Genomic DNA, 25,398 nt, shown 5'->3' with positions numbered 1-25,398 from the left:
ATGCCGACTTGGCGCCGGGAACCCATCAGCCTCAGTCAAATTCGCTAGCTTCGAGACCGACCAGCGGCAGCAGCCGGTCGAGACCGGTTTGCAGCGCGTCGGGATGCTCCGCCCGTAGGGTCAGATGGCCGACCTTGCGGCCTGGAAGCGGCGCTTTGCCGTAGGCATGATAATGCGCGCCGGGCACGGCCAGCACCGCCGCTCGTTCTGGCATCGCGCCGATGCAGTTCAGCATGACGGAATGGCCGAGGGCGGTGGTCGAGCCCAGCGGTAGACCGAGAATCGCCCGCAGATGGTTTTCGAACTGGCTGGTTGTTGCGCCCTCGATGGTCCAGTGCCCGGAATTGTGGACGCGCGGAGCCATTTCGTTGGCGATCAGCCGGTCATCCCGCACGAAGAACTCGATCGCCAGCAGTCCGACGTAGTTCAGCCGTTCCAGCAACCGGCGGGCGTGATCCCAGCCTTCACTTTCCAGTTCCGGCGCGGCCAACGGCGCCCGCGACAGTCGCAGGATACCGTCGCGATGGTGATTCTCCACCAGTGGGTAAAACACGGTCGCCCCGTCGCGGCCGCGCGCCGCCAGCACCGATACTTCCCGCTGGAAAGGCACGAAGCCTTCCAGCAGCAGCGGTACACCGCCCAGCGCCCGCCAGGCGGGCTCGATGTCTTCGGACGCGCGCAGCACCCGCTGGCCCTTGCCGTCGTAACCCAGCCGGCGGGTTTTCAGCACCGCCGGCAGATGGATCCGCCCCACGGCGGCGCGCAGTTCTTCCAGGCTATCGACCGTGGCGAAGGGCGGCGTCGGGATGCCCAGTTCCCAGAACAAGGCCTTCTCATATAGCCGATCCTGCGCCGCCGCCAGTGCCCCGGCCGGGGGGTTGAAAGTCACGGTTTGCCGTTCCAGCGCGCGAGCCGCCGCCGCCGGCACGTTTTCGAAGTCGAAGGTCACCACCTCGGCCCATTCAGCCAGTTGCCGGAGCCGGGCCTCGTCGTCGTAATCGCCCTGGATCAGCGGCGCGATCTGTCCGGCACAGGCATCAGCGGCCGGATCGAGCATCTGGAACCGCAAGCCCAGCGGGTAGCCGGCCAGGGCCAGCATCCGTGCCAATTGACCGCCTCCGACGATGCCGACGTTCATGGTTGCGGGTTCCGTGGATCGGGTTCGGCCAGCACGGCGGCGGTCTGCCGCTCACGGAACGCGCGCGCGGCGGCGCGGATGGCGGGATATTTATTGCCGAGCAGCGCGGCGGCCAGCAGCGCGGCGTTGATCGCGCCGGCCTTGCCGATCGCTAGGGTGCCGACCGGGATGCCGCCCGGCATCTGCACGATCGACAACAGCGAATCCATGCCGTTGAGCGCCTGCGACTGCACCGGTACGCCCAGCACCGGCAACATCGTTTTGGCGGCGACCATGCCCGGTAGATGGGCGGCGCCGCCGGCCCCGGCGATGATGACCTCCAAACCCCGCGCCTCGGCGCCGCCGGCGTACTCGAACAGCAGATCGGGCGTACGGTGGGCCGAGACCACTCGCACTTCATGCGGTACGCCGAGCGCGTCCAGCGTGTTCGCCGCGTGTTCCAGGGTGCTCCAGTCGGATTTGGAGCCCATGATCAAACCCACCAGTGGATTCATGCCGGTCGTGTCCTGCCAAGTTGACGGTTATCTGGCGAAAATATCCGCCGAAGCGAGCCGGAAGGTTGGGTATCCCCAAGGCAAGAACCCCGCTTCGGGTGGAAGACGGTGAACATTATACAGTCTGGCGGTTAAATGCTTCTTAACTGTGTTCAAATGGGGAATAGAGCGTATTTCGGGACGGGCCGTCAAGTTCCGGCCCGCGCACGCAACTCGCGTGGGCATCGCCGGTCACAACGAGCAGAATCCACCGTGGGAGCGCCGCATCATGCTGATCAAGAAACCCGCCGATATCCGCCCGTCCGAAATCACCCCGCCCGAATGGTACGCCCGCCGCCGCGAGTTCCTGAAAGGCGCCGCCGTATTGGGCGCCGCCGCGCTGCTGCCGCCGGTGCTGCGCGGCAACCTCGCCCGGGCGGCGGACGACGATCTCAAGCCGACTCCCTACAAGGATGTCACTTCCTACAACAATTTTTACGAATTCGGGCCTAGCAAAACCGATCCGGCCGAGAATGCCGGTAGCCTGAAAACCAGTCCCTGGTCGGTGACGGTCGAGGGGCACTGCGAAAAGCCGGGTCAGTACGCGCTGGAGGATTTTCTGGCGCCGCACCCGCCCGAGGAACGCATCTACCGCCTGCGCTGCGTGGAAGCCTGGTCGATGGTGGTGCCGTGGCTGGGGATTCCGCTTGGTCAGATCCTGCCGCGATTCCAGCCCACCGCCAGCGCGAAATATGTCGAATTCACCACCTTGCTCGATCCGGCGCAAATGCCGGGACAGCGGACCCAGTTGTTGGACTGGCCCTATGTGGAAGGCTTGCGGATGGATGAGGCGATGCATCCGCTGACCTTGTTGGCGACCGGGCTGTACGGCAAGGAACTGCCCAACCAGAACGGCGCGCCGCTGCGGCTGGTGACGCCGTGGAAGTACGGTTTCAAGAGCATCAAGTCCATCGTCAAGATTCGTTTTACCGAGCAGCAACCGCGCACCACCTGGGCCAGCGAAGGTCCCAGCGAATACGGATTCTACGCTAACGTCAATCCAGCGGTGGATCACCCGCGTTGGAGCCAGAAAAAAGAGCGGCGGGTCGGTGATTTCTTCCGTCGCGATACCCTGCTGTTTAACGGTTACGCCGAGCAGGTGGCCGGCCTGTATGCGGGCATGGATCTGCGCAAGGATTTCTGAAGCCGCGCGGCGCGGGAAAATGCAGGCTAAAGTTGAAGGCTTTCCGTCACGGGCCGCATTGGCTTTGCCCGTTTCAGGCGATCCGCCACAGAACCGCCCATGACCATGCGAAAAATTTCCCGACGAGTGTTTGTGCCCATGCCGCTAGCCCGCACCCTACCCGCCCTGCTTCTCATGACGATCCTGACCGTGCTGCCCACCTCCATCCTGGCGGTTCCGGCCGCGTCCACGCCACCCGGTGGCATGGACGAGCGCAAAATCGTGGTGCTCGACGATTTCGAAAACCTGGACGGCTGGAGCGTCGCCACATCACCCGGCACGCGGCTGGAGATCGCGCAGGATGTCGGCCGCGCCGGTCGCGGCATGCGGCTGGATTTCGAGTTTCAGGACGGTGCCGGCTGGGCGATCGCCCGCAAGGAATTTCGACTACGCTTGCCCGACAACTTCGCGTTTCACTTCCAGTTGCGCGGTGAAGCGCCGGCCGGCGATCTCGAATTCAAGCTGGTCGATCCGCGACAGAACGTCTGGTGGTTCAAGCAGCGCGACTACGCCTTTCCCCGCGAATGGCAGCCCATAGCCGTCAAGAAGCGTCATCTCAGCTTGGCCTGGGGTCCCGGCGGGCCGTTGGAAGACGTGGCGGTGATCGAGTTCGCCATCTTGCCGGGGGCACAGGGTCACGGCAAGGGCTCGGTTTGGATCGACGATTTGACCTTCGAGCAACGCGAGCCGACCCAGACCTACACGCTGCAACCGGTGATCAGCGCCTCCACCTCGACCGCGGATCATCCGCCGGCGGCGGTGTTCGACGCCGACCCGGCCACGAGCTGGCGTAGCGGCGCGCTGGCTGAGGATCAATGGCTATTACTGGATTTTCTGCGGCCGCGCGAGTATGGCGGTCTGGTGATCGACTGGGACCCGGACGATTACGCCGCCGACTATCAGGTGCAGGTTTCCAACGATGGCAACGATTGGCAAACGGTTTACACCGTGCGCGATGGCAACGGCCGGCGCGATTACCTGTATCTGCCCGACGCCGAATCGCGCTACCTGCGCTTGAACCTGCAACGCAGCAGCCGAGGCCGGGGCTACGGCATTGGTCGCGTGCAGTTGCAGTCCTACGAGTTTTCCCGCTCCCCCAACCAATTTTTCGAGGCCATCGCCCGCGACAACCCGCGCGGTTACTTCCCACGCTACTTTCAGGGCGAGCAGTGCTACTGGACCGTGGTGGGAACGAGCGGCGACGGCAAGGAGGCGTTGTTTGACGAAGACGGCACGCTGGAAGTGGACAAAGGCAGCTTTACCATCGCGCCGTTTCTGTTCACCGACGGCCGGCTGCTCACCTGGGCCGACGTGGAGCCGGTCCAGGATCTGGCCAACGGCTACCTACCCATCCCCAGCGTGCGTTGGGAACACGAACATTTCTGGCTGGCGATCACCGTCTTCGCCGCCGGCCCACCGGGCGAGTCGGTTCTGTACGCCCGCTATCGGCTGGAAAACCTGAGCGCCGAAACCCGCCATGTCACTCTGTTTCTGGCGGTGCGGCCGTTTCAGGTCAACCCGCCCTGGCAATCCTTGAACATGCAGGGTGGCGTTTCCCCCATTCGCGAGCTGAGCTACGCCGACCGCGCGATTCGGGTGAATCGGACCGGTAAGAGGGTGGAGGTGCTGACCGAACCCGACCGCTTTCGCGCCGTTACTTTCGACCAGGGGCCGATCGTCGATTATCTGGCGGCCGGCAAGCTGCCCGACCGCGATACGGTGGACGACGCCTTCGGTTATGCCTCCGGCGCGCTGGAGTACGGCTGGGACCTGCGGCCTGGCGAGGGGCGCGAAGTCTATCTACGCATCCCCTTCCACGCGACCAAGACCGGTCCCCGGGCACCGACCGATATCGAGGCTTCCGCCCATGCCAACCAGTTGCTGGAGCAAACCCGGCGGGAGTGGGAAGCGCGGCTGGACCGGGTCGAGCTGAAATTGCCACCCGCCGCCCGGCGGATCGCCGACAGCGTCAGGAGCAATCTGGCCTACATCCTGATTAACCGCGCCGGTCCCGCCATTCAGCCGGGCACGCGCGCCTACGCCCGTTCCTGGATTCGCGACGGGGCGCTCACCTCGGCGGCGCTGCTGGGCATGGGCTATACCGAGGAGGTGCGGCAATTCCTGCAATGGTACGCGCCCCATCAGGCCGCCGACGGCCGGATTCCCTGCTGCGTGGACCAACGTGGCGCCGATCCGGTCCCCGAGCACGACAGCCACGGCGAATTCATTTTCGCGGTGATGGAGTACTACCGCTACACCCGCGATGTCGGGTTTTTGCGCGAGATGTGGCCGTACGTAGTTGGCGCGGTCGGCTATATCGATGCGCTGCGTCAGCAACGCCTGACCGAGAAGTACCGGACCGATCCGGATTACCTGGCCTACCGCGGGCTGGTGCCGGAATCGATCAGTCACGAGGGCTATGCCAGCCAGCCACGGCATTCCTATTGGGATAATTTCTTCGTCCTGCGCGGCCTCAAGGACGCGGCCGCCATGGCGGCGGTGCTGGGCGAGGACGCCGAGGCGGAACGGTTCGCGGCGATGCATCGGGCATTCCGTCAGGACCTGTACGCCTCCATCCTCGAAACCATGAAATTGCACCGGATCGACTACATTCCCGGCGCGGTCGAACTGGGCGATTTCGATCCCACCGCCACCACCATCGCGGTCGCTCCAGGCGGCGAGTTGGGCTGGTTGCCGCAACCGGCGCTGGACCGTACCTTCGAGCGCTACGACGAATTTTTCCGCCAGCGCCTCGAAAATCCCACCTGGGAGGCGTATACGCCCTACGAGCTGCGGGTGGTCGGCACCATGATCCGATTGGGGCAACGCGACCGAGCATTGCGGGAACTGGATTTCTTTTTCGAAGGGCAACGACCGGCGGCCTGGAACCACTGGGCGGAAGTGGTGTGGCGCGAACCCCGCGTGCCGCGCTTCATCGGCGACATGCCGCACACCTGGATCGGCTCCGATTTCATCCGCTCGGCGCGCGCCCTGTTCGCCTACGAGCGCGAGGCCGATCAGGCGCTGGTGATCGGCGCCGGCATTCCGCCCGCCTGGGTGACCAGTCCGGAAGGGGTAACGGTCAAACGTCTGCCGACCTGGCACGGTACCCTGAACTACCGGATGGCGATGAGCGGCCCCGACACGCTACGGGTGCGCTTGAGCGGCGACGTGGTCGTGCCGCCGGGAGGGATCGTGTTGCACTCGCCGCTCGACCGGCCGCTACGGACGGTGACGGTCAACGGTCAGCCGATCCCGGCCTTGACCACCGACACCGTGCGGATCGATCGGTTTCCGGCTGAAGTGGACTTGCATTACCCCGGCAGCCCCGCTCAATAAAGCTACACTTTTTTCATCGTTTCAGAGTTGTCGGGAGAATCGTTCATGCGCGCCGCCTTATCCAAATCCGCCCGGCTGTTCGGCGGGCAGGTATTGACCAACGGCCGCTACGCGACCTTGCTCACCGCCAGCGGTACCGGCTGTTCCCTGCTGGGCGAGCTGGCGCTGACCCGCTGGCACGCCGATCCCCTCGAAGACGGCGACGGTTTCTTCCTGTACCTGCGCGATCTCGATAGCGGCGCGTTCTGGTCGTTGGGCCAGCAGCCGGCGGCGGGGACGGCGGAACGCCGCTCCGGCCGCTTCGGTCCTGCCCTGACCGAACTGCTATGCCGTCATGAAGAAATCGACGCTTGCCTCGAAGCCTGCGTGCCGACCGACATCGATGGGGAACTGCGGCGGGTTACCCTGCGCAACCTCGGCGACCGGCCCCGGCGGATCGAACTGACCAGTTACGCCGAAGTGGTGTTGAACGACTGGGCCGCCGACGCCGCGCATCCGGCTTTTTCCAAACTGTTCGTGCAGACCGAATGGGTGGTCGATACGCGGGCGCTGCTGGCGCGGCGGCGACCGCGCGTCCCGGACGAACCGGAATGCTGGCTGGTCCATGCGCTGACCGGCGAAGCGGATCATGCCGAATCGCCACACTACGAAACCGACCGCGCTCGTTTCATCGGCCGAGGCTACACGCTGGCCGCGCCGCGCGCTCTGGTGGAATCCGCGCCCTTGTCCGGCACGGTTGGCAAGGTGCTGGACCCGATCGTCTGCCTGCGCCGGATGGTGGAACTGGCGCCCGGCGGGGAGGCGTGTTTGACTTTCCTGCTCGGCGCGGCGGCCAATCGGGAACAGGCGCTGGCGCTGGCGGCTCGCCATGCCTCGGCGGCGGCGGTCGAGCAAGCATTTCGGGCGGCGTCGGGTGGCCCGACCGAGCCGGTGTCGACCCGCCGGATCGCCGCGCAAACCGTGGTTTCGCCGCCGGCATTTCCCGCCGTGAGTGTGGCCGACTCTCCGTTCGACGAGGAGCCACTCCAGTTCTGGAATGGCCATGGCGGCTTCAGCACCGATGGCACGGAATACGTCATTCGGCTCCAGCCGGAGGCCGGCGGTCGATTGCGCCTGCCGCCGCAACCCTGGACCAACGTGATCGCCAACCCGGGATTTGGCTTTATCGCCAGCGAGACCGGCGCCGGCTGCACCTGGAGCCAGAACAGCCGCGAGAATCGCTTGACTCCCTGGTACAACGACCCGGTGCTGGACCCGCACGGCGAGGCCTGGTATCTGCGCGACGAGGACAGTGGCGCGTTCTGGTCGCTGGCGCCCGGCCCGGCCCCGCAACCGGTGTCCCACGAAGTTCGTCACGGTTTCGGCTACAGCCGCTACCGCCATCGCCACCAGGGATTGGAGCAGGAATTGTGCTTGTTCGCGCCGCGCGAGGACCCGGTCAAAATCGCCTGGGTCCGGCTGCGCAATACCAGCGGCCAGCCGCGCCGCTTGTCTCTGTTCGCCTATGCCCGGCTGGTGTTGGGGGTGTTGCCGGGCGAGAGCGCGGCGCGGATTCGGATCGAGCGGGATGCGGCGGCTGGCATCCTGCTGGCCGAAAACCACAACCGGGAATTCTCCGGCCGGATCGCCTTCGCCGCTATCACGCCCTTCGACAGCTTTCCGTTGTATTTTACCGGCGACCGCGCCGAATTCATCGGTCGTCACGGCCATCCCGCCTACCCGGCGGCGCTGGCGCGTGGCCAGATGTTGAGCGGGCGGCTGGGCTCGGATCTCGATCCCTGCTTCGTGCTGCAAACCACGATCCGGCTGGAGCCGGGCGCGATGCTGGAGCAGGCTTTTCTGCTGGGCGAAGCCGACGGCCGGGACGAGGTGCGCCGACTGACGGCCCGCTACCGCGAAGATGGCGCGGCGGCGGCGGCGCTGGCCGAAGTCCAGGAGTTCTGGCGGGACTGCTTGTCGGCGGTGCAGGTCAAGACACCGGCGCCGGCGCTCGATCTGTTGGTTAACGGCTGGGCGGTTTACCAGACGCTCGGGTGCCGGCTTTGGGGTCGGTCGGCCTTCTATCAGTCGGGCGGCGCTTTCGGGTTTCGCGACCAGTTGCAGGACGCCGCCGCGCTGATTCATCACGATCCCGAACTGACCCGCCGCCAGTTGTTGTTGCACGCCGCCCACCAGTTCGTCGAGGGCGATGTATTGCATTGGTGGCATCCACCGCTGAGTCAGGGCATCCGCACTCGCTTCAGCGACGATCTGTTATGGCTGCCCTACCTGGCGGCTTTTTACGCCCGCGTCACCGGCGACTGGAGCCTGTTCGGCGAACCGCTGCCCTTTGTCAAGGCGCGGCTGCTCGAACCGGGCGAGGACGAAGCGTTCCTGGAACCGGACGAGGCGGACGAAACGGCTAGTCTGTACCAACACTGCTGCCGGGCGTTGGACCGCTCGTTGACCCAGGGCGCGCACGGCTTGCCGCTGATGGGCGGCGGCGACTGGAACGACGGCATGAACCGGGTCGGTCGCGAAGGGCGCGGCGAAAGCGTCTGGATGGGCTTTTTCCTATACCACATCCTTGGCGAGTTCGTAGGGGTGTGCGGCCAGCACGGCGACCACAACCGGGCGCGGCGCTACGCGGCGTTTCGCCGCCATCTGGCCGAGGCGCTCAATCGGGACGGTTGGGATGGGGAATGGTACCGCCGTGCTTGGTACGACGATGGCGCGGTGCTAGGCTCCGCCGCCAGCGATGAATGCCAAATCGACGCGCTGGCGCAGGCTTGGGCGGTGATCTCCCAGGCCGCGCCGCCGGCCCGCGCCGAAACGGCCTTGGATGCGGTCGAGCGCCATCTGATCTCGGAAGAGGAGGGCTTGATCCGCTTGCTGACGCCGCCGTTCGAACACACCCCGCACGATCCCGGTTATATCAAGGGCTATGTCGCCGGGGTGCGGGAGAACGGCGGCCAGTACACCCACGCGGCGTTGTGGGTGGTACGGGCGCTGGCGGAACTGGGCCGGCGCGACCGGGCCGCTCAACTGTTGGAGATGCTGAGTCCGATCAGTCGCACCTTGACCCCCGAAGCAGTGGCGCGCTACCGGCTGGAACCGTTCGTGGTGGCCGCCGACGTGTACGGCGCACCTCCGCATGTTGGTCGTGGCGGCTGGAGCTGGTACACCGGTTCGGCCGGCTGGCTGCTGCGGGTGATGCTGGAATCCATTCTCGGCCTGGAACTGGTCGAGGGACACACCCTGCGCTTGCGGCCCCGCATCCCGGATGCCTGGCCGGGCTTCAGCCTGCGCTACCGCTTGCCGGACGGCGAGGCGGTGTACGAAATCGAGGTATGCAATACCAACGGCCGGGCGGAGCGGGTCGCGGCGGTGGAAATCGACGATGCGCCCGGCAGGATCGACGACGGCGGCGCGGCTTGCGTACCGCTGTTTCGGGACGGCAACATCCATCAAGTCGTGGTGAAGTTGGATCTCAACCCACCGTTCGAAACCCCAGGAGAACCCTCATGAGCGCCAAGCGAATCTTGATGTTGGTCGGCGATTACGTCGAGGATTACGAAGTCATGGTGCCGTTTCAGGCCCTGCAAATGGTCGGGCACACGGTCGAGGCGGTCTGTCCGGACAAAAAAGCCGGCGACCAGGTCCGCACCGCGATCCACGATTTCGACGGCGCGCAGACCTACAGCGAAAAACCGGGCCACAACTTCACCCTCAATGCCACCTTCGCCGAGGTCAGGGCCGAGGATTACGACGCGCTGGTGATCCCCGGCGGGCGAGCGCCGGAATACATCCGGCTGAATCCCACGGTGATCGAGATCGTCCGCCACTTTGCCGGAGCCAACAAGCCAATCGCGGCGGTCTGCCATGGCGCACAGGTGCTGACGGCGGCCGGCGTGCTGGAAGGCCGTTCCTGCTCGGCCTACCCGGCCTGTGGTCCCGATGTGGAACGGGCCGGCGGTCGTTATGCCGATATCGGCTTGGATGCGGCGCACACGGAGGGCAATCTGGTCACCGCGCCGGCTTGGCCCGCCCATCCTGCTTGGCTGAGTGCGTTCCTGAAGTTGCTGGGCACCCGGATCGAGCTGTAATCGCAGGATAGGGGGGCGGCGCTCCGAGCGCGCCAGTCCCGCCACTTCCCCACGCGCCGACGCCGTGTTTCAGGGCGTCGGCCGCTTTGCCAACAACCGGATGGCGGATTAAGCGCCCTCACGCAGCCAGGCCCAGGCCGCGTCGGTTTGGCTGACGTCGAAGTAGTTCACGCTGGCCTTGGTGAACGGCTTGCAGAGCTTTGCCATCCACTCTTCCCATTTGCGGTCCCCGACGATGGCGATTCGTTCGAGATCGGAATAGTGTTTGACGCCGAACTGGAAATCGTCCCACATGGCATGCAGATCCCAGCCGTGGAAATCCTCGAACTGGGCCAGCAGCCGGATCTTGCCGTGCGCGGCGATCGCGGCTTCGAGCGTGGGAACGAAAGTCTGATAGTCCTGATCGTGGAGTTTGCCCTGTAGTTTGAAGCCCAGGATCGCCGGTGCGGCGGATGGCAGTTGTTCGATCATGATCAATCCTCCTCTTGTATGGTGTTTTTCAAATGCCTATCGAAATTTGACTCCATGATCCGAGAAACATCCCGATAATAACCGTTGGGACCTGCGGTGTATCGTTCCGATTTTCCGACTGACAGGTCCATGTATCTGGACGGAAGTTGAAAAGGAGAGTTCAATGATAACCAATATTCAATTCAGTCACTTTGCATGATCGGGACTTTCACGCCTGGACGCTCCAGCAATCGGCGTTGCTACGGGAAGGCCGCTTATCCGAAGCGGATGTCGAACATATTGCCGAGAAATTGGAGAGCATGGGTACAAGCGAACAGCGGGAATTGATCAACCGGCTGGCGGTGCTCATGGCCCACCTATTAAAATGGCAATTCCAATCGGAACTGCGTAGCAACAGATGGCGAAATACCATTAATGTACAGCGATTCGATGTCAAGGAGTTGCTCGAAGAAAACCCCAATCTTATTAATAATCTGAACGAACGAATGGTAAAAGCTTATTTGACAAGCTCGTCGTTGGCGGTCAAGGAAACAAGCCTAAACAGACAGATGTTTCCTCCACATTGTCCTTTCAGCGCCGAGCAATTGCTGAGTGAGGATTATTGGCTGGAAAATGCTGTTAGTGATTGTTGGGGTTGCTGCCATGGATTTTATGGAACTCTATATCGCGCAGTTCGTCAAACTGTTCCGCTGGGACATGTCAGGTATCAAGATCAAGGATCTGTAGGAGTGTTATTTCTGGATTGGATGGACTGAGATTAGGAAATTACAAAGTCTGTTAGTGTAAAACACCTTACATTGGTGTGATTTATTGTGCATTTTAAGAGGCCTACTGCTTGTTAGGCATGGACTGAGTCAAAGCAGTCTAGTACCTCACCCGACCTCGATTGATGGATAGAGACGTTTGAGTTTGATGCGCGCATCCGCAGTGGTGAAGCGCCAGTTCACCGGCCGAGGATCGGCATTGCGAGCCTGTTGCCAAGCGGCGACCTCTCGGGTCAACGTGGCGGTGTCGGGGATACGGCGATTCAAGCACTGCTGGCTCAGGACACTCAATTCGATCTCGGCCATGTTCAGCCAACTCCCATGCTTGGGGGTGTGATGGATTTCCAGTCGTTCGAGGAGACGCCAAGCGACGGCGGGTTCAAAAGCTTGATAAAGGGCAGCGGGTTTATGGGTGTTGAGGTTATCCAGGACCAGGACCACTTTCTCGGCATGGGGATAATGCACTTCCAACAACGCCTTGACGACTTGGGCGAAATCCACGGCGGTGCGTCGATCGGTCACGGTGACGTGCCGTTGTCCGGTGAGGGGTTCAACGGCCATGAATAGATTGGCCGTCCCCTGCCGTTCGTACTCGTAGTCCACCCGTTCCGGTTGGCCCGGTTCGGCGGGTAGTGGGGTCCGGGTTTCGGAAACCAACTGTTTGCTGGTCTCGTCCAGGCAGACCACGGGGCGGGTCGGATCATAGGGCCGGGTATAGACCTCCAACACCTCCTCCATGGCACAAACAAACTCAGCATTGGCTGGAGGCGGAATCACCCACGAGGCCCGCAACCAAGGCTTAAGTGCGTTTTTTTTAAGGGTCATGCGCACACATTCCGGGCTGATGGTGTCCACCACTTCCAGCGCCACCAAACGATCCGCCAACAGGCGTAGGGTCCAACTGGCCCGCCCCTCGGGGGGTGCGTTACAGGCCAGCGCGATCAATTGCGCCTCCTGGGCGCCATCCAGCTTGCGATACTGCCGACCGGTCGGTTTCCTGCGGAACAGTGCCGCTTTCAATCCCCGCTCCACAAACGCCTGGCGCACGCGATACACCGTGGATTCTCCGCACTCCAGGGCATCTGCGATACGCTCATCGTCCCAACCGGGTCCCTCCGCCCCCCTATCGGTCTTCAGCAAAATCCGGGCATGGATCAGCGTGGACGCGGCCCGCTGGCCGGTGCGGATCAGCTCCTCCAATTGGGTGCGTTCGGCAACCGCGAGACGAACCACGTATTTCGGTGGCGGCATGAGTAGGCTCCAGAGTGAGAGAATATCCTCCTAGAAATACCGGCCTACTCCATAAAGTCAACTTAAGTCGGGTGGGGTACTAGTTCAATTTTCTGTTAATCCTCTTGTTGGGTACATGGTTTTTATGAGTATAACAAACTACCGAATTGAAATTCCAAATAGTATTGTAAGTAAATCATTTTCGTATTGCTTTGGAGCAGCGAGGTGATTTTTTTTCATAATATTAGATTAGCCTTCAAGCGAGAATTAGGAGCAATTTTTGAAAAAATATGGGTTATATATGGATTCTCATGTAGAATTAGGTTTTACGGATTTTTATGAAAAAACAATAGTTTTTTTTGAGGAAAAAAACTATTGTAAAACATACAGGGTATAAGAAAGACATTCGCATTGAGATTGATGCGAAATTTTGCGCCAAGTACGGCCATGATGATTATAGTCTTAAAGCAATTAATTATACAGATAGGGAAATTTGTAATTTTCCATCATTATTAGCGGTTAAAGAAATCACCAATTTTTCTTTAGGAAATATTTTAGTTTTTGTTAAAAACAAGAACTACGAAATAAGTATAGTCCTGGAAGAAGGCTTAAATATAACTGGGTATACTTTTGATATTTCTTCAAAAAAAGAAAAAAGTCATATGTATGCTTGCTTGGTATTCATTTTTTATTCTGAATTACTTTTGCCAATTTTTCAAAGATTTCTTGATTGGCTGCGTGCACCCAGAAGACAGTTTAGATGAGATTAGAATTGATGCCGCGTTTTTTTCCTGTTACATTTATTTGTCGAAGATGTGGCAAAAATTCTGACTTGTTCTTGTTTTCAAGGATACTTAGATATTAAAAAATGGTTTGACCGTCAAAAAATGATATAGAAGTTAAAAATAGCATATGTCATTTATGCACAGGAAATATTCCTAATCAAGAATATCCATGCTCTCCAATGCCATCTGCTTTTCTTATCAAATACATGCCATATCATTATCTTTTTTTCATTAAAAAAAGCACGGAAGATTTATTTCTTCTCAAGACAAAGAATATCGAGAAATAGAGAATGAAGTTAGAGAAGCATTTGAGTACCCTAAAATTGGAGAAAAATGGATCTCAGAAACAATGCTTTATAAAAATTGTTCAGGTGCTTTTTCCATCTTTAGAAGTAGTTCACCATTATCGAGGCAAAGAACTTGAAGGATTAGAAATTGATGTTTGGATACCTAAATTAAAAATTGGAATTGAATATCAAGGAATTCAACATTTTAATGTTATTAAGCATTGGGGTGGAGAAGATGGATTAAGAAAAACGCAAGGAAAATGACGAAAAAAAAGAAAAAAAATCTGTAAGTCGCTTGGGTATAAACTAATCGAATTTCGACATGATGAAAATCTTACAGAAGAAAAGCTTAAAAAGAAATTGGAAATTTTTAAAAGTTAGGTTGCTCGATAAGGTACGCATAATCTATATGCGTAGTTGCAGGTAGAGCGAAGCGAAATCCACCTAACTGGGGCTTGCACCTGATCCCGCTATGCGGGTCAGATGCAGCAGGACGTTACTATCTCCCACGTTAATTTTTTTGATATTTTAATAAATTGCGACGATTTATCTCTTATTTTCTCTCGCCGTCCGGGCCGAACAGATGCAATCGCTCGCAATCCAGCCGCAGTTTCACTGCGTCGCCCTTGTGAAAGGGACGAATACCCGGCAGACGCGCGACCAGGATCGGGTTCGGGTCGGCCAGGCCGGCGAGCCGCAGATAAAGTAGGGTTTCGTGACCCAGATATTCGGCGTCATGCACCACCGCCCGCCATCCCGCTTCCGCTTCAGTGGTAAGCGATAAATGTTCGGGACGAAGACCGGCGGTCAGCGGTTGTTCCAAATAATCCCCCCAGCATTCGGTCGCGGTGGCGGATGATGCCAGCGGCGCCGACTGATCGCCCGCCCGTAACCGCAATCCTCCCGCGTCGGCGACCAGCCGCGCCGGGAACAGGTTCATCGGCGGATTGCCGATAAAGCCGGCCACGAACGTGTTGGCGGGCCGCTCGTACAACTCCTGGGGTGGCGCCACCTGTTGCAGGTGGCCATGATCCAGCACCGCCACCCGGTCGCCCAGCGTCATCGCCTCGGCCTGATCGTGGGTGACGTAGATGGTGGTCGCGCTCAATCGCTCCAGCAGATCGCTCAATTCGGCGCGGATTTGCACTCGCAACCGGGCGTCCAGATTGGACAACGGTTCGTCCATCAGAAACACGGTCGGTTGCCGAACTAGCGCCCGGCCCATCGCCACCCGCTGCCGCTGACCGCCGGACAATTGCCGGGGCAAACGGTCGAGCAGCTCGCCAAGACCCAGTAATTCCGCCGCCCACCGCACCTGCCGCTCGATTTCGGCACGGGGCAGGTCGCGCATTTTCAGCGGAAACTCCAGGTTGCGCCGCACCGACATGTGCGGATAAAGGGCATAGTCCTGGAACACCATCGCCACGTTGCGCCGTTGCGGCGGTTGATCGTTGACCGCTTGCCCGCCGATGCGCAGGGTACCGTGCGTCGCGGTTTCCAGACCGGCCAGCAGCCGCAACAGGGTGGATTTGCCGCAGCCGGAGGGACCGACCAGCGCCAGCGCTTCCCCGTCGGCAACGGTCAGATTGAAATCGAAGACCGCTTGGGTTCCGCCCGGATAAATTTTGTCAATGTGTTCGAAATCAACGCTGGCCATGGTGGTTCCGTCAATCGAAAAACCGTTCCGCACCAAGCAGCGGCAGCACCCGCTGGATGATCGGATCGGCGGCGAAATAGCGCTGGATGACGCCGTCCCGCAAATGGTTGGCCAGAGCGATCAGGATCATGCTCTGGTTCAGGGCCAGATAGTGGTAGGCGACCTGACCGCTACGCGGGTCCACGGCATCGTAGAATCCGAAATCGCCGTACAGGGGATAGCGTTCCGCCAGTTGCCGCAGGTTGACGACGGCTTCCTCCGGGTCCGCCAGCAGGGCCAGCGCCGCCGCATGCGGAGTCACCGCGCCGGCCACATAGCCACGCGCCCCCAGCAGGCGAACCCCGTATTCGCCGTAACCGCGACCGTCCGGCTTCGAGCTGGGCGACAAGCCCCAAACCGGATAGCCCAGATACTCCAGGGCGAAGCGGCGTTGGATCTGGGTATGCACCCACGCGTTGCGACCCAGACTGGCGGGTGCCAGGCGCGGTTCGTCCAGCACCAGCAACGGCATCAGCGCCTCGAACATGCTGCCACCCCAGGACGGCACGTAGCGCAGCCCTTTCCAGACGTAGTAACCGCCAAAGAAGGTGTGGCCGTTCACGGTCTTGATGGTGCGGCCCTTGGGCGATTGCGACTGCCAGTCGAAGTCGCGCGGGAAGGTGCGCGCCATGCGGTACCAGTGCTCCGCCGGCGCCTCGCCCTTGCCGATGGCGATCAGGCTGCCCAGCCGCGATTCGGTGTACAGCAGGCCATAGCTGTATTCGGAGCGGCCGGGCAGGTTGACGTAGTAGCCGTGCATCATCAATTGCTCGACCGGATCGTAGAAAAAGCCGTAATTTTCGCGGTCGATCAACCGGGTACAACGTTCCGCCAGTTCGGGCACGCTGTTGCGAATCACCATCAGTCCGGCGCTCAGCCAAGCCGAATCGACGAAGGAAATGAAATGGCTGGTGCGCTCCAGACTGGTGGTGTCGTAGTAGTTGAAGAAAAACCCTTGCCAGGTTTCCAGTCGCTCCAACGTGTCCAGCGTCCGGCTCAGCCGCGCCCGCGCCTCGTCCGGGTCGATCAGGCCCAATTCCCGCGCGGCGACGATATCGATCAGATACAGGCCGATGTTGGTGACATTGGTGTAGTCGCCTGCCCAAGCCCGTTCGGGGTCGATGGAATCGGAGAAGCGCACCGTGTCGAGCGGCAGGCCATGCTCACGGTCACTCAAGGCCGCCAGCCCGCGCCAGGTATCGCGCGCCAGCCGCTCCAGGAACGCCCGGTCGTCGGCCGGTAATTCCATTGGGTCCACCAGCAGGCGTTCCGGCCAGCCAGCCAGTCGAGCTTGGATGTAAGGTTGGGCCGCTTCCTTGCCGCCGAGGCGATTTTCCCAGGCGGTCTTGTTGGGTGGAATCACCGGATCATGGATGCTCGGGCCGGGTTGACCGGTTTTGATCAGAGCGATGTCGTCCAGCCAGTAGGCGCCGGCGACTGGCGAGCAGCGCGGTTGCAGCACCAGCGCCAGTTGACGCAGATGACGCCAGTCGGCGATGCCATTCATCCGATGCAAGGGGATCTGGAAACGCCGCCAGCGGTCGGTGATACCGTCGATCACGGCGCTGCCCCGGCGCAGCAGACCGGGCGGCGCCCCCGCCAGCGGCTGCTTGAATTCGAGCTTCAAGGCATCGGCGTACCCGACCCGAGCGTCACCACGAATCCATAGCTCCAGATGATCGTAAGCCGAGGCGTCCAGATCGGGCAGGGTCAGTTGCCAGCCAATGTCGTCCATGGCGTCGGGAGCGAAGCGATAGCGGAGATGCAACGCCCGGCGGCTGTCCGAAGAATCCGGCCGCTGCGCCGGTTCCAGTCGGTAGTCGATTTGGCCGGCACGGCGATTCGGCGCGGTGGTCCAGCCGCTCATGGTCACGCCCGAGGTGGGGCTGGCGGTGTGCTCGAAATCGTGCAACGGCAAGGGCGGAACGGCGGGTTCGGCGGCCAGCCAGCCGGGGTGGAGCAGACAGCCGAGCAAAGCGAGGCGGAAGAGCGGGGACATGGTTGTGGTGGCCAGTGCGCGCGACGGATAGATCGTCATTGTAGATCAAGAAAATCCCCGACCGGACGGCGATCCGCGCGCCGATGCCTGCGCCTCAGCAGCATTTTCATCAGAATTTCACGGCACCCGATTAAGTTGACGGATCGAGTCCAGCTTCGAGCCGGGACCGCCCATTTTCCGTTCAACTTTATCGGATGCCGTATGTTCCAGGAAATTCTGCTCGTTCCCGCCGCCGCCGGGGCTTTGGCTTTCACCGGCCTCAAATGGCGTAAGCAGCGCCAGTACCGTCAACTGCAAGTCCGCCAGCGCGATCTGGTTGCTCGTTATGACGCCGATCTGAATTTACCCGAACGGCTGCCGGACGCGTTGCCCGATTTCCAGCGACGCATCGCCGTCGTTCCCCAGCCGTTGCCAACGGGCACGTTCGAGACGCTACGGGAAGCCGCGCTGCGTCACGCCCGTACCGAACGCAGCTATTTTCCCGCCCACAAGAAGGGCGGCACTATCGCCTATGAAGATCTGCACCAAGTCGCGCCGGAAATCGTCGCTTTCTATCAGTCGGGCTACCTGCGCCGCTTGTGCGCGGCGGTGATCGGCGAGCCGGTCGTACCCACGCCGCTCAACGACCAGAGTTCCTGTTCGTTGCTGTTTTACGACCGGCCGCGCGACCATATCGGTTGGCACTACGATTACAATTTTTACAACGGTCGGCATTTCACCGTGTTGTTGCCGTTGGTCAACCATCACCTCCACGAAGACCGGCTGTCGTCGGCGCAACTGGTCATTCGCCAGGACGACCGGGAAGTGATGGTGCCCACGCCGCCTAATACCTTGATCATGTTCGAAGGGGCGAAGGTGTTCCATAAGGTCACTCGCTTGGAAGAGGATGAACTGCGGGTGATGCTGAGCATGACCTTCTGTACCCGACCGCAAGCATCGCTGCTCAAGGGCACGATCCGTCGCTTCAAGGACATCGCCTATTTCGGTGTGCGAGCCTTGTGGAGCTGATCGATAGGACTCAATGGACAGGTCCTTTGCCAATCGTCACCCGCATCGGGGGTTGGTCCAGGGTGTCAGTTGCCGCCATGGCCAGACGGTTTTTTGCGCCTCGCCGGCGGCAAGTGGAGAAACGCGGGCAGGACGGCTATCTGTTTGGGATACTGGACCAAACGGGAGCGGGCGATGGTCAGCAGTTATCTGGTTTGCGATTTATGCGGGCGGTTCGGGCCGCCGGCCGGTTTTCTGAGTCAGGACGGTTTGCGGCTCTGTTACCAGTGTTGGTATCAGGAGCGGTTGGGTGGCAATCCATCGAAGGATGGCGAACCGGAACCACCGCCACCGGAGGAGCCCGGAACTTCGCGAGAGCCCGACACCGACGCGGGTAAGAACAACTAACGGCGCTCGTCGGCCGCCAGCGTTGCGGTGGGCACCGCCGGCTCGGTTGGCGTGGGCGCGGCCTTGCCCAACCCCAGTTGCGACAGCAACATGCCGACGAGCATCAGGCCGCAGCCCAGCAGCCCACGGCCGGATAAGGCTTCGTCCAGCAGCAACCAGCCACCCAGCGCCGCGAACACGGTTTCCAGGCTGAGAATGATCGCGGCATGGGAGGGTGGGGCGTCGCGTTGAGCCACCACTTGCAGGGTGTAGGCGATGCCGACCGAGAGCAGACCGCCGTACAGGATCGGCAGCGTCGCGTCTTGAAGGCCGCGCAGGGAGATTGGCTCGATGGCCAGCGCCACGCCCAGACTCAGCACGCCGCAGACGGTGATTTGCAGGCAGGCCAGCAATACCGGTTCGATCCGCCCGGATAGCCAGCCGATCACCAGCACATGCCCGGCCCAGAAAAATGCCCCGGCCAGTACCAAGCCATCGCCTTCGGCCAGAGTCAGGCCATCGGTCATGGTCAGCAGATACAGGCCAATCACGGCCAGCCCCGCGCCGACCCAGGTGCTCGACGGGGTGGAGTGCCAGAACAAACCCAGTAACGGCACGATGACCACGTACAGACCGGTGATGAAACCGGCTTTGCCGGCGGTGGTATGGACCAGGCCAAGCTGTTGCAGCGTGGCGCCCGCGAACAGGAACAACCCGGCCAACAGGCTACCGGCGAGGATCGTCCGCCAATTTTTCGGCGGGGCCGAGCGACTGGCGCGCGAGCCGATCAGCAGTAGGGGCAGGAGCGATAACGCGCCCAGCAGAAAACGCACCCCGGTGTAGGTGAAGGGACCGACATGATCCATGCCGACTCGTTGGGCGACGAAGGCGAATCCCCAGATCAGTGCCGTTAGCAATAGAAGGAGCTCCGCCTTCAGACTCTTGAGATTCAACATGCCGCCTTCCGGGTCTTGAAAAGGGTGGAATCATACCCGACCGGCATGGTTTCGACATGAGTCGCTTGGTCGCGGCTTGCCCGGCGCTGGAAAACCCTTATAATCGTTCTTCCCTCCCTGCCGGGGTGGCGGAATGGTAGACGCAGCGGACTCAAAATCCGCCGGTAGTGATACCGTGAGAGTTCGAGTCTCTCTCCCGGCACCATAAGCAACGATTTCTTGCAAACTCCCTCGCACTCGCCGTGGTATTGCGCGCGGGTCGCGATACGAAAATCCTCGATGCTCGCCATCGCTCAGGTGGCCCCTTGGATGTTATGCGCGTGCACCGTCACCGTGGCATCATGGCGAACGCATCAATGCTGTGCTGTCGCGAGAACGGGAAGGGACTTTCGCTGACGGGCAGTGATTTTCCGATCGAACCGAACGCTGCATACGGCAAATCAAGCGAGTGTCCCGTGCAAGTGACTTTCGACTCTCCGTGTCTGTCTACGTGAAGCGCATCCCGCGCCAGTACAGCTATCCGCCGGACAGGCCGGCAAAGGTCACAAGACAGCGTGGAACCAGCAAGAATGCCGTCCGGGGTGTGGGTGGTCGCTGCTTACAGCGCCAACCGCTTGTTCCCGTATTTGGCACAAACCGCCAGCGCCGCCGCGCAAAATCCTTGTCATAATTAGGGTATACATGGAGAGATCAATCCTGACTTAGAGCCTTCGAGGATCGCGATCATGACCGACAATCCCGCTGATAATGTCCGTAATACGCCCGTCCTGACCTCACTCAACCCGCTTCAGCCGACCGAGAGCGCAACGCAGGCGCTGACGCAAGCTTGGGAACCGCTGGGCGAATATCTGACCGACTCGATGCAGCGCACCATCCTGTTCTGGGACGTGCTGCGCCAGCGCAGCGACCAATATTACGCGCAGAAAGCCAAGGCGGTCCCCAATGTATTGAGCTTCGACGTCGATCTGGTGCTGGACGGCCGGACCTTCGAACGGCCGGTCAATTATGGGCTAGTGCGGGTCCAGCCACCGGAAGGGGTCATCATTGACCCAAAGAAACGCCCGTTCGTGGTGGTTGATCCGCGCGCCGGCCACGGTCCGGGGATCGGCGGCTTCAAGGCCGACAGCGAACTGGGCGTGGCGATGCGCGCCGGCCACCCCTGCTACTTTGTCGGCTTCACCCCCGACCCGATGCCAGGCCAGACCATCGAGGACATCATGCGCGCCGAGGCGGTCTTTCTGGAGAAAGTTATCGCGCTGCACCCCGAAGCCGAAGGCAAACCCTGCGTGATCGGCAACTGCCAGGCCGGATGGGCAGTGATGATGGTGGCCGCGACCCGGCCGGAATTGTTTGGTCCGATCATCGTGCCCGGTTCGCCGCTGTCCTACTGGGCCGGGGTGGAAGGCCAGAACCCGATGCGCTACACCGGCGGGGTGCTAGGCGGCAGTTGGCTGACCGCGCTGACCAGCGACATCGGCGGCGGCAAGTTCGATGGCGCCTATCTGGTCGAGAACTTCGAGAATCTCAACCCCGCCAATACCTTCTGGACCAAGAACTACGACCTTTGGTCGAAAGTCGATACCGAGGGATCGCGCTTCCTGGAATTCGAGAAATGGTGGGGAGGCCACGTCAATCTCAACGCCGAGGAAATGCAGTGGATCGTCGATCAACTGTTCGTCGGCAACCGGTTGGCCACCGCTGAAATCGTCACCAGCGACGGGGTGCGCATCGATCTGCGCAATATCCGTTCGCCGATCATTTGTTTCTGTTCCAAGGGCGACAACATCACCCCGCCCCAACAAGCGCTGGGCTGGATTGTCGATCTCTATGCGCAAGACGACGATCTGCGCGCCTGTGGTCAAACTATCGTTTACGCCATCCACGAAAGCATCGGTCATCTCGGTATCTTCGTCTCTGGTGGGGTGGCCAAGAAGGAGCATCAGGAGTTCGCCTCCAACATCGACCTGATCGACGTGCTGCCGCCCGGTCTGTACGAAGCGGTGCTGACCCCCAAGACCGCCGATGCCGCCAACCTCGATTTGATCGTCGGGGATTGGATCGCGCGCTTCGAACCGCGCACTCTGGACGACATTCGGGCCATCGTTCAGCCCAGCCTGGAAAATGAGCGACGTTTCGCCGCCGCCCGGCGAGTCTCGGAAATCAACCTCGGCCTGTATCGCACCCTGTTCCAACCGTTCGTCCAAGCCTTCGCCAACACGCAAACGGCCGAATGGCTCCACAAGCTTAATCCTTCCGAACTGCCCTTCGAGCTGTTTTCGGACCGCAACCCGCTGATGCGGCAAATCGCCCAACTGGCCGAGCAGGTGCGCGAGCAGCGCCAGCCGACTGCGCCCGATAATCCCCTGCTTCATGTGCAGGCGATGATCTCGGACGGGATCATTGCCGCCCTTGACGGCTATCGCGATCTGCGTGATCGCAGCATGGAGCAAATCTTCCTCGGCATTTATAGCTCGCCGGTGTTGCAAGCGCTGGTCGGGTTGCGGGCTTCGGACGAACCGCCGCGCCGGCGACCGGGGGTCGAACCGGAGCGCATCGCGTTCATCCAGCAGCGCATCGCCGAACTCAAGGCTCGTATCGCCGAAGGTGACCTGCGCGAAGCGGCGATTCGCAGCCTGGTCTACATCGGCATGGCGGGACCCGGTGTCGACGAGCGCGCCTTCGAGGCGCTACGGCAGATGCGCGCCGAACATGGCGGCCTGACCCTGGCGGAGTTCAAGCAAATGCTGCGCGAGCAGTTCTTTGCCCTGTTGCTCGACCGCGACGAGGCGTTGGCCGCGATCCCCAAGATGTTGCCCGCCGACGCGGCCCCTCGGGCGGAGGTGCTCGACAAGATCCGGCGGGTCGTGTCCGCCGCCGGCGAAGTGAGCAGCGAACGAGCAGAACGGTTGGCGCGGATCGAAGCGCTGTTCGGCGAGGTTGGTGGAGCGGGCGGTGGCACGGGTGATAGGAGTGCGGGCGGCGTCAGCGAATCCGAGAGCGCCCCCGCCAGTTAGCCCGATGGGCGGATTAGTCCGGCATGACCCATTCGTCATGGAGACAGTCAGTTACGGGCTTGATATGCTGAATAATCCGCCCTGCTGGTTTCGCCACCGCCGCTAACGATGGTCCCCAATTCCTCGGGGACCATCGCCCGCGATTCCAGGCCGCACGTCGCCCAGGAACCCCGAGCAGCCCGGCAAATTTCCTCAACACTCTATACTTTTCGTCGGAAACCCTTATGGACTACATGCTGATGACTGCATTGATCACCCTGATCTTGTTTTTTTGGGATGCTGGTCTTTTTTGGAAGTCGGCCGACGGATTGGCAACCGTCGACTGGCGAGCGACGCCGAAGGGGCGCGGACCGGTACCGGTGCGATCGAGGGCGCGGTGTTCGCGCTGCTGGGCCTGCTGATCGCCTTCACTTTCTCGGGCGCGGCCTCGCGTTTCGATACGCGTCGGAATCTGGTGGTCGAGGAGGTCAATGCCATCGGTACCGCCTACCTGCGGCTCGGTTTGCTGCCAACCGATGCACAACCGGCGCTGCGGGATTTGTTCCGACGCTATGTGGATTCCCGGATGGAGGTCTATCGGAAGCTGCCCAATGTCGAAGCCGCCAAGGCGGAGTTGGTTCTTTCCACCCAGTTGCAGGAAGAAATCTGGACCCAGGCGATGGCCGCCGGACGCATGGAAGGCGCACCGCCACCAGCGACGATGTTGTTGCTGCCGGCGCTGAACCAGATGATCGACATCACCACGACCCGGGCCATGGCGACTCAATTGCACCCGCCGATAGTCATCTTCGCGATGCTCTACGGGCTAGCGTTGGTCAGCGCGCTGCTGGCCGGCTACGGCATGGCCGGCGGCAAGTCGCGCAACTGGCTGCACATGATCGGCTTTGCCGCCATCATGGCGTTGGTGGTGTACGTCATCATCGACATCGAGTACCCGCGCTTGGGTCTGATTCGAGTCGATACCTACGATCAGGCGCTGGTGGATCTGCGCGCCAGCATGAAATGAAGCGATCTTGAGAGATTGCAACGATGAACAAGATCGACAGACCTATCGAGACGAACGAAGGGAGCATCTCATGAGCGACTTGTTTAAGACCGCGCGGGCGGTGACTGCAATCCTGACCGGACTGCTTGCCCTGCTGCTTGCATCCGGCTGTGCCACCCCGACGCGCTTGGCGGCGGTGCCCGAGAACTTGCAAAACCAAGCACAGCTTCCGGGACTGGAAGATGTCCGATACCGAATCGGCAACGCCGACGATCTGGCCAAGATGGCCCGCGAAGGCATGGAATCCGTAAAGCGCGAACAAGCGTACTTGGAGGCCAGCGGCCATAAGGGTCCACTGCCGCCCGCCGTCTATCTGGCCATTTCCGGCGGCGGCGACAATGGCGCGTTCGGCGCCGGACTGCTGAACGGCTGGACGGCCGCCGGCGACCGGCCGACCTTCAAGCTGGTCACCGGCGTCAGCACCGGCGCCCTGACCGCGCCGTTCGCCTTCCTGGGGTCCGATTACGACGCCACGCTGAAGGAGGTTTACACCACGATTTCCGCCAAGGACATCGTGGAGCCGCGCGGGTTTCTGGCGGCGCTGACCGACGACGCCATGGCCGACAATAAACCCTTGCGGAATCTGATCGGGAAATATGTCAACCAGGAACTGCTGGACGCCATCGCCGCCGAGTACGCGAAGGGCCGCATTCTCCTGGTGGGGACCACCGATCTCGATGCGCGTCGGGGCATCATCTGGAACATGACCAAGATTGCGACCATCAAGGATCCCCGGGCGCTGGAATTGTTTCAAACCCTGCTGGTGGCGTCCGCCGCGATCCCCGGCGCGTTTCCACCGGTCCTGATCGATGTCGAGGCCAACGGCCAGCCTTATCAGGAGATGCATGTCGATGGCGGCGCCACGGCGCAAGTGTTCGTCTACCCCCCGTCGCTCAACATCAAGGAAAGTTTGCGTAAGAACGGCGTGGTGCGCGAGCGACGGGCGTACGTGATCCGCAACAGCCGGCTGGACCCCGATTGGGCACAAGTGAACGTAGAGCCATGAGCATTGCCGGACGAGCGATTTCCTCGCTGATTCAAACCCAGGGTCTCGGCGATCTCTATCGGATTTATCTGACGACCCAACGCGATGGCGTCGACTTCAATCTGGCTTATATTCCGGCCAGCTTCAACGCACCACACCAGGAAGAGTTCGACACAGAATTCATGCGCCAACTGTATGCCTTGGGGTACGACATGGCGGCCAAGGGCTATCCCTGGCAGAAAGCGCCGCCGGGCTTCGTTGCCGCGAGTACCGATCAATAATTCGATGTGTCGGCGAACGGCTGGTTGCCATTGCGACGCACTGATACCGGCGCCGACCGTACAGGGTCCTTGAACCGTGTGTCGCTTCATCACCAAGGACGAGCCCTGTCGCAGGATCGTGATCGTACTATGCTTATTAGATGGGGCTAAGGAACGCCTCCGTCAGGAACGAGGCACCGCCGGTTGACGGTATGCAACTGCTCCTGATAGCGGCAACGGAACTCTGCCTCCGA

At 61.0% G+C, this 25,398-nt stretch carries 20 protein-coding genes and 1 tRNA gene; 14 read left to right on the top strand and 7 right to left on the bottom strand.

What is annotated here, in order from left to right; all coding sequences use genetic code 11:
• Positions 1-31 precede the first annotated feature (31 nt).
• Positions 32-1,138 carry a 5-(carboxyamino)imidazole ribonucleotide synthase gene (locus E4P82_RS03825; RefSeq protein ID WP_169247650.1) on the bottom strand — a complete coding sequence of 369 codons (1,107 nt, stop codon included), beginning with the start codon at positions 1,136-1,138 and terminating at the stop codon, positions 32-34.
• Positions 1,135-1,632 (bottom strand): 5-(carboxyamino)imidazole ribonucleotide mutase, encoded by a 498-nt coding sequence (gene purE / locus E4P82_RS03820; protein WP_169247649.1) that lies wholly within the window; start codon positions 1,630-1,632, stop codon positions 1,135-1,137. Before purE ends, E4P82_RS03825 begins: the two co-directional genes overlap by 4 nt.
• A 268-nt stretch (positions 1,633-1,900) precedes the next feature.
• Here purE and msrP point away from each other — a divergent pair, with 268 nt between their 5' ends.
• The 4 genes from msrP (at position 1,901) to E4P82_RS03800 (ending at position 10,278) form a co-directional block, all read left to right on the top strand.
• Positions 1,901-2,815, top strand: a complete 915-nt coding sequence (gene msrP, locus E4P82_RS03815) for a protein-methionine-sulfoxide reductase catalytic subunit MsrP (RefSeq protein ID WP_169247680.1) — start codon at positions 1,901-1,903, stop codon at positions 2,813-2,815.
• A gap of 138 nt (positions 2,816-2,953) precedes the next feature.
• Positions 2,954-6,193 carry a discoidin domain-containing protein gene (locus E4P82_RS03810; RefSeq protein WP_169247648.1) on the top strand — a complete coding sequence of 1,080 codons (3,240 nt, stop codon included), beginning with the start codon at positions 2,954-2,956 and terminating at the stop codon, positions 6,191-6,193.
• A 45-nt stretch (positions 6,194-6,238) separates the two neighbouring features.
• Positions 6,239-9,700: a GH36-type glycosyl hydrolase domain-containing protein gene (locus tag E4P82_RS03805; RefSeq protein WP_169247647.1), complete on the top strand. Its 3,462-nt coding sequence runs from the start codon at positions 6,239-6,241 to the stop codon at positions 9,698-9,700.
• Positions 9,697-10,278 carry a DJ-1/PfpI family protein gene (locus E4P82_RS03800; protein ID WP_169247646.1) on the top strand — a complete coding sequence of 194 codons (582 nt, stop codon included), beginning with the start codon at positions 9,697-9,699 and terminating at the stop codon, positions 10,276-10,278. Before E4P82_RS03805 ends, E4P82_RS03800 begins: the two co-directional genes overlap by 4 nt.
• A 108-nt stretch (positions 10,279-10,386) precedes the next feature.
• Here E4P82_RS03800 and E4P82_RS03795 read toward each other — a convergent pair whose 3' ends face one another.
• Positions 10,387-10,749: a SpoIIAA family protein gene (locus E4P82_RS03795; RefSeq protein ID WP_169247645.1), complete on the bottom strand. Its 363-nt coding sequence runs from the start codon at positions 10,747-10,749 to the stop codon at positions 10,387-10,389.
• A 191-nt stretch (positions 10,750-10,940) separates the two neighbouring features.
• Between E4P82_RS03795 and E4P82_RS03790 the strand changes: the two genes are divergently transcribed.
• A complete protein-coding gene (locus tag E4P82_RS03790) occupies positions 10,941-11,504 on the top strand; it encodes a DUF29 domain-containing protein (protein ID WP_169247644.1) in 564 nt (187 codons plus the stop codon).
• A 117-nt stretch (positions 11,505-11,621) separates the two neighbouring features.
• On the opposite strand, the gene E4P82_RS03785 is transcribed toward E4P82_RS03790, so the two are convergent.
• Entirely contained in the window at positions 11,622-12,764 is a 1,143-nt protein-coding gene (locus E4P82_RS03785; protein ID WP_169247643.1) for an IS630 family transposase, read from the bottom strand.
• A 338-nt stretch (positions 12,765-13,102) separates the two neighbouring features.
• Between E4P82_RS03785 and E4P82_RS03780 the strand changes: the two genes are divergently transcribed.
• Together E4P82_RS03780 and E4P82_RS03775 are read left to right on the top strand one after the other, a co-directional pair.
• The gene (locus tag E4P82_RS03780; RefSeq protein ID WP_169247642.1) at positions 13,103-13,507 is read left to right on the top strand and encodes a hypothetical protein; all 405 of its coding nucleotides are present in this window, start codon (positions 13,103-13,105) and stop codon (positions 13,505-13,507) included.
• 311 nt (positions 13,508-13,818) lie between these two features.
• Complete coding sequence (locus tag E4P82_RS03775) at positions 13,819-14,079, top strand: hypothetical protein (RefSeq protein WP_169247641.1); 261 nt, start codon at positions 13,819-13,821, stop codon at positions 14,077-14,079.
• A 289-nt stretch (positions 14,080-14,368) separates the two neighbouring features.
• Here the strand turns inward: E4P82_RS03775 and E4P82_RS03770 are convergent, their stop codons facing one another.
• Entirely contained in the window at positions 14,369-15,472 is a 1,104-nt protein-coding gene (locus E4P82_RS03770; protein ID WP_169247640.1) for an ABC transporter ATP-binding protein, read from the bottom strand.
• A gap of 10 nt (positions 15,473-15,482) precedes the next feature.
• The gene (locus E4P82_RS03765; RefSeq protein WP_169247639.1) at positions 15,483-17,510 is read right to left on the bottom strand and encodes a glucoamylase family protein; all 2,028 of its coding nucleotides are present in this window, start codon (positions 17,508-17,510) and stop codon (positions 15,483-15,485) included.
• 201 nt (positions 17,511-17,711) lie between these two features.
• Between E4P82_RS03765 and E4P82_RS03760 the strand changes: the two genes are divergently transcribed.
• The gene (locus tag E4P82_RS03760; RefSeq protein ID WP_169247638.1) at positions 17,712-18,518 is read left to right on the top strand and encodes a hypothetical protein; all 807 of its coding nucleotides are present in this window, start codon (positions 17,712-17,714) and stop codon (positions 18,516-18,518) included.
• 144 nt (positions 18,519-18,662) lie between these two features.
• Positions 18,663-18,905 carry a hypothetical protein gene (locus E4P82_RS03755; RefSeq protein ID WP_169247637.1) on the top strand — a complete coding sequence of 81 codons (243 nt, stop codon included), beginning with the start codon at positions 18,663-18,665 and terminating at the stop codon, positions 18,903-18,905.
• Here the strand turns inward: E4P82_RS03755 and E4P82_RS03750 are convergent.
• Entirely contained in the window at positions 18,902-19,837 is a 936-nt protein-coding gene (locus E4P82_RS03750; RefSeq protein WP_169247679.1) for a DMT family transporter, read from the bottom strand. The genes E4P82_RS03755 and E4P82_RS03750 overlap by 4 nt on opposite strands.
• 122 nt (positions 19,838-19,959) lie before the next feature.
• Here E4P82_RS03750 and E4P82_RS03745 point away from each other — a divergent pair.
• The 5 genes from E4P82_RS03745 to E4P82_RS23065 all read left to right on the top strand — a co-directional run bounded on the left by E4P82_RS03745 (position 19,960) and on the right by E4P82_RS23065 (position 25,165).
• Positions 19,960-20,045 (top strand) — tRNA-Leu (locus E4P82_RS03745).
• Positions 20,046-20,565: 520 nt separating this feature from the next.
• Positions 20,566-22,854, top strand: coding sequence for a DUF3141 domain-containing protein (locus E4P82_RS03740; RefSeq protein ID WP_169247636.1), 2,289 nt, complete (start codon positions 20,566-20,568; stop codon positions 22,852-22,854).
• 289 nt (positions 22,855-23,143) lie between these two features.
• Entirely contained in the window at positions 23,144-23,860 is a 717-nt protein-coding gene (locus E4P82_RS03735; protein ID WP_246327345.1) for a bestrophin-like domain, read from the top strand.
• 70 nt (positions 23,861-23,930) lie between these two features.
• Positions 23,931-24,905 carry a patatin-like phospholipase family protein gene (locus E4P82_RS03730; RefSeq protein WP_312914067.1) on the top strand — a complete coding sequence of 325 codons (975 nt, stop codon included), beginning with the start codon at positions 23,931-23,933 and terminating at the stop codon, positions 24,903-24,905.
• Positions 24,902-25,165 (top strand): hypothetical protein, encoded by a 264-nt coding sequence (locus E4P82_RS23065; protein WP_312914065.1) that lies wholly within the window; start codon positions 24,902-24,904, stop codon positions 25,163-25,165. Before E4P82_RS03730 ends, E4P82_RS23065 begins: the two co-directional genes overlap by 4 nt.
• Positions 25,166-25,398 lie beyond the last annotated feature (233 nt).

The organism is Candidatus Competibacter phosphatis (assembly GCF_012939995.1).
Taxonomy (GTDB): domain Bacteria; phylum Pseudomonadota; class Gammaproteobacteria; order Competibacterales; family Competibacteraceae; genus Competibacter; species Competibacter phosphatis.
This window is presented reverse-complemented; position numbering and strand designations above follow the sequence as displayed.